The organism is Pseudomonas sp. UBA6323 (genome assembly GCF_002439135.1).
Taxonomy (GTDB): Bacteria; Pseudomonadota; Gammaproteobacteria; order Pseudomonadales; family Pseudomonadaceae; genus Aquipseudomonas.
In genome coordinates this window covers 1-4,858 of the sequence record NZ_DJSX01000067.1, presented here as the reverse complement: position 1 = coordinate 4,858, position 4,858 = coordinate 1, and the positions used below count along the sequence as shown (strand labels likewise).

The following is a 4,858-nucleotide window of genomic DNA, read 5'->3' as shown; positions in this document are numbered from 1 at the left end:
AGGCGGCTAACCCACCCTACGAAAGCGCCTCAACCGCCAGTCAATCCGTGGCGCGCCACCAAACCACGTGGCGTGTCGCCCTGCCAGCGGCGAAAGGCTCGGTAGAACGGCGACAGTTCGGCGAAACCGCAGGCCCGCGCCACTTCGCGTACGCCCAGGCCCTGGTCGAGCAGGCGCAGCGCACGCAAACGGCGCACTTCATCGTGCAACGTACGAAAGCTGCTGCCCTGCTCGCTCAGGGCCCGCTGCAAGGCACTGCGATTGCTACCCAGAGCCAGCGCACAGGCCTCCAGACTGCAGGTCGCATTGCCCAGATTGACCTCCAGCCAGTAGCGCACCCGCACCAGCAACTGGTTCTCCACCAGCTCCGCCAACTGCTTCTCGGCCTCCTCGCTGAGCACCTCGAACAGCCGCGGGTTGGCGCTGCGCGAGGGCCGCGAAAGTACTGCACGCGGCAGAATCAGCACATCGTGCGGCTGCGCGAACCGCGACTCGACGCCGAGCAGACGGCGATGCTCGGCGAGCTTGCGCGGCGCCCGGTGGCGAAACTCGACGCCCACCAGCGGCAGCTCGCCGCCGGCAGCCGCGGCCAGCATCTTGCTAAGCAGCACCGCCAGGCATTCCATCTGCTGGCGCAACGAGCCGACTTCGCGGTAGTTGAGATCGATCACCAGGCGCGCTTCATCGCCCTGCTCCTCCAAGCGCGCAGCAAAACCACCGGAGAGGATGTGCTGGAAGCGCACGAAGGCCTGCAGGCCCTGGCGAAGATCGCGCGCCGCCAGCAACAGGTAGCTGACCACATCCATCGGCCGCGGCTGCATCCTCTCGCCCAGATGCAGGCCGATGTCGACATCGCCGCTGATGCCTTCCAGCGCCTGCCAGAAGCGCGGTGCGTTGTCGTGCTCCTCGCGCGCGTCCAGCAGCGGCGCCGCCAGCGGCACACCGGCATAGGCACGGCGGTAGGTATCGGTCGGATCGAACCCCAGCGCAGCCAGGGCCTCGTAGAGCAGCCGGCGCAGGGTCGAGGAATGGGTCAGGGCAACGAATGCGTTATCGGTCATGGAGGTTTCGATCGGGTATTGACCATAGACTTTCAGCATTGAGGCATATGGTCAATGCCGATACGTATGAGCCTGAGCAAAATGCCTGCACGCTTGCCTCACAACAATAAGGATCGCTGGATGAAACGTTCCCTGACCGCCCTTGCGCTGGTGATTGCCGCAGCAGCAGGCGGCCTGACCTGGTACCTGCACGACAAACAACCGCAACGCGACGGCGAGCTGGTGCTCGGCGCGCTGCAGGCACCGGTCACTGTCGACTACGACGAACGCGGTGTGCCGCATATTCGCGCCGAAGGTGAAGCGGACATGTACCGCGCCCTCGGTTTCGTCCACGCCCAGGATCGCCTGTTCCAGATGGAGCTGCTGCGGCGCCTGGCGCGCGGTGAACTGGCCGAGGTACTCGGCGAGAAGCTGGTGCCCACCGACCGCCTGTTCCGCACCCTGGAAATCGGCCGCCATGCCGACGCCTACGCCGCCCGCCTGGACGCGGACAGCCCATCCACCCAGGCCCTGCAGCACTACCTTGAAGGGGTCAACCAGTACCAGGCCAGCCGCCCGCGCCCGCTGGAGTTCGACCTGCTGGGCATCGAGCCGCGCCCCTTCACCATCGCCGACACCCTCAGCGTCGCCGGCTACATGGCCTACAGCTTCGCAGCGGCGCTGCGCACCGAACCGGTGATGACCCATATCCGCGACCAGCTGGGCGCCGACTACCTCGCGCTGTTCGATCTCGACTGGCACCCGCAGGGCGTGGTCGGCACCTCCCTCGCTGCCAGCGACTGGCAGGACCTATCCGCGCTCGCCCAGCTCAGCAACGGCGCCCTTGAGGGCACCGGCCTGCCCCAGTTCGAGGGCAGCAACGCCTGGGCCGTTTCCGGCAGCCGCACCGCCAGCGGCAAGCCGTTGCTGGCCGGCGACCCGCACATTCGCTTCTCGCTGCCGGCCGTCTGGTACGAAGCGCACCTGCAGGCACCCGGCTACGAGCTGTACGGCTACCACCATGCGTTGATTCCCAGCGCCATGCTCGGGCATAACCGCGACTTCGCCTGGAGCCTGACCATGTTCCAGAACGACGACCTCGACCTGATCGCCGAGCGAGTCAACCCGGACAACCCCAATCAGGTCTGGTACCAGGGCGGCTGGGTCGACCTCGAGCAACGCACGGAAACCATCCGCGTCAAGGACGCCGAGTCGGTGCAGATCACCCTGCGCCGTTCGCCGCACGGGCCGATCATCAACGATGCCCTGGGCCAGACCGCCGGCAGCACGCCGATCGCCATGTGGTGGGCCTTCCTCGAAACCGACAACCCGATGCTCGATGCCTTCTACCAGCTCAACCGTGCCGACAGCCTGGACAAGGCCCGCGCTGCGGTCGAGAAGATCGAGGCACCCGGGCTCAACGTGGTCTGGGCCAACGCCGGCGGCGATATCGGCTGGTGGGCCGCGGCCAAGCTGCCGCTGCGTCCGGAAGGCGTCAACCCGACCTTCATTCTCGACGGCGCTAGCGGTGACGCCGACAAGCTCGGTTATCACCCCTTCAGCGCCAACCCGCAGGAGGAGAATCCGCAGCGCGGCTACATCCTCTCGGCCAACTACCAGCCCGTGCCGGCCAGCGGTATCGAGATTCCCGGCTACTACAACCTGCCTGATCGCGGCCAACGCCTAAACCAGCACCTGAGCGATGCCTCGGTGAAATGGGATACGCACAACAGCCAAGCGCTGCAGCTCGACCCAGGCACCGGCTACGGCCCGCGTCTGCTGGCACCGATTCTCGACGAACTGCGCAGCGCAGCGGCGAACGATCAGGAGCGCGCCCTGGTGGAGCAATTGGCGCAGTGGAATGGCGACCACGCACTCGACTCCGTGGCAGCCACCCTGTTCAACCAGCTGACCTATCAACTCGCCCACGAAGCCATGGCCGACGAACTGGGTGAGGTGTTCTTCGACAGCCTGCTGCAAACCCGCGCGTTCGACACTGCGCTGCCGCGCCTGACCGCCAATGCCGACTCACCCTGGTGGAATCGTCAGGGCAGCGAGCAGCGCGAGAGCCGCGCGCAGATCGTCGCCGAAGCCTGGCGCGCCAGCCTGGAGCACCTGCACAGCGTGTTTGGCGACGATGTCGAGGCCTGGACCTGGGGCCGTGGCCACACCCTCACCCACAGCCATCCGCTTGGCCAGCAGCAGCCGCTGGCCTGGCTGCTCAACGTCGGCCCGCTGGCCGCGCCTGGCGGCCATGAAACGCCGAACAACCTGTCGCACAAGATCGGCCCGGCGCCCTGGCCCGTGGTCTATGGCCCCTCGACCCGACGCCTGGTCGACCTGGGTGACGCAGACAAGGCCCTGGGCGGCGTTCCCGTCGGCCAGAGCGGCGTGCCTTTCGACAGGCACTATGGCGATCAGGCCGCCGCCCATGTGGCTGGCGGGTATCAGCCGCAGCACCTGAGCGAAGCCGACATCAAAGCCAACAGCCAGGGCACGCTGAAGCTGCTGCCTCGCTGACGCGCCTAACTGCGGTGTGGTGCACCTGCGGTGCACCGCGCTGCACGCTGGTGCACCACGGCGCCGCAATTGGCGCCGCGGCCCTCGCCCGAGGGCCTGAAACCCAGATAAATCGCGGCCTTGCCGCTTCGGTAATAAAATTGGCACACCACCTGCATATGCTAAGGCAATCCCAGTTTTGGGGACCTTGGTACAGGCAGGCCGGGGAATCCCCTCTTTATTTGGGACGCAGCGCCAGGCGCGCACGCCAACGTCCATCCTCCCGTGCACCGCGCCACTCCCCGCCCAGCGGACGGGCTGACACCAGCACCAGCAGCAGATCCCGTCCGTCGCGTTCCAGGCGCCAGTTCACCAGACCCAGCGGCAGCTGGAGCTGGCCATCACGCACTCGCCCATAGGCATCCTCGTAGCGATACACCAGGGCGCCGTCGATATGCTCGCTCTGTGCCTGCGGCTCGCGGTTGAGCCAGAGCTGCAGCCCCTGTTCCCAAGGCTCGATCTCCTCGATATGCAGGCGCGGCGGATCGAACAGACGCCCGAGCATCAGCCCGACGAGAAAGGCGATCAGCATCACCGACGCCATAAAACGCCAGCGCAAACGCGGCCGCGGATCTTCCGGCGGCGTAGAATGGCGCTCGTCCCAGTGCTCGGAGTGCTGCATGTTTCACGTCATCCTCTTTCAACCGGAAATTCCACCGAATACCGGCAACATTATCAGGCTGTGCGCCAACAGCGGCTGCCAGTTGCACCTGATCGAGCCGCTGGGCTTCGAACTGGACGACAAGCGCCTACGCCGCGCCGGCCTGGATTATCACGAATACGCCACGCTCAAGCGCCACCCTGACCTGCAGAGCTGCCTTGAATCCCTCGGCCAGCCACGCCTGTTTGCCTTCACCACCAAGGGCTCGCAGCCGTTCCACGAGATTGCTTACCAGCCCGGCGACGCCTTCCTGTTCGGCCCGGAAAGCCGTGGCCTGCCGGAAGAGGTGCGCAACGCCCTGCCACCACAGCAGCGCGTACGCCTGCCGATGCGCGCCGATTGCCGCAGCCTGAACCTGTCCAATACCGTCGCCGTCACCGTATACGAGGCCTGGCGGCAGAACGGTTTCGCAGGCAGCTGAGAAGCCACTCCCACAGGTTGACGCAGCGGCATTCTGTGGGAGCGGACTCATCCGCGAAGCTTCCTGCCCCAACTCGCGGACACGTCCGCTCCAACAAAAACGGCCTGGCGCGGCTTGCCTTCCGGACTCCCGGCTTGCGCCAACCCTGTTGGAGCGGTCTTGACCGCTAAGCTTTCC

Annotated in this window: 4 protein-coding genes; 2 read left to right on the top strand and 2 right to left on the bottom strand. The window is 66.2% G+C overall.

The genetic code is table 11. The annotated features are described in order from the left end of the window. Positions 1-29 precede the first annotated feature (29 nt). Positions 30-1,061 carry an AraC family transcriptional regulator gene (locus tag B3P22_RS16575; RefSeq protein ID WP_296271726.1) on the bottom strand — a complete coding sequence of 344 codons (1,032 nt, stop codon included), beginning with the start codon at positions 1,059-1,061 and terminating at the stop codon, positions 30-32. Between the two features lie 120 nt (positions 1,062-1,181). Here B3P22_RS16575 and B3P22_RS16570 point away from each other — a divergent pair, with 120 nt between their 5' ends. Continuing rightward, the gene (locus B3P22_RS16570; protein ID WP_296271725.1) at positions 1,182-3,560 is read left to right on the top strand and encodes a penicillin acylase family protein; all 2,379 of its coding nucleotides are present in this window, start codon (positions 1,182-1,184) and stop codon (positions 3,558-3,560) included. 217 nt (positions 3,561-3,777) lie between these two features. Here B3P22_RS16570 and B3P22_RS16565 read toward each other — a convergent pair whose 3' ends face one another. Beyond that, a complete protein-coding gene (locus B3P22_RS16565) occupies positions 3,778-4,221 on the bottom strand; it encodes a hypothetical protein (protein WP_296271724.1) in 444 nt (147 codons plus the stop codon). Here B3P22_RS16565 and trmL point away from each other — a divergent pair. Beyond that, positions 4,220-4,681, top strand: coding sequence for a tRNA (uridine(34)/cytosine(34)/5-carboxymethylaminomethyluridine(34)-2'-O)-methyltransferase TrmL (trmL, locus tag B3P22_RS16560; RefSeq protein WP_197859488.1), 462 nt, complete (start codon positions 4,220-4,222; stop codon positions 4,679-4,681). The two genes, B3P22_RS16565 and trmL, sit on opposite strands and share 2 nt — an antisense overlap. Positions 4,682-4,858: the final 177 nt, after the last annotated feature.

What these genes read in the sequence shown, in the direction of transcription:
- B3P22_RS16570 (WP_296271725.1), top strand. Translation starts at nt 1,182, where the DNA reads ATGAAACGTTCCCTGACCGCCCTTGCGCTGGTGATTGCCGCAGCAGCA.
- B3P22_RS16565 (WP_296271724.1), bottom strand. Translation starts at nt 4,221, where the DNA reads ATGCAGCACTCCGAGCACTGGGACGAGCGCCATTCTACGCCGCCGGAA.
- B3P22_RS16575 (WP_296271726.1), bottom strand. Translation starts at nt 1,061, where the DNA reads ATGACCGATAACGCATTCGTTGCCCTGACCCATTCCTCGACCCTGCGC.
- trmL (WP_197859488.1), top strand. Translation starts at nt 4,220, where the DNA reads ATGTTTCACGTCATCCTCTTTCAACCGGAAATTCCACCGAATACCGGC.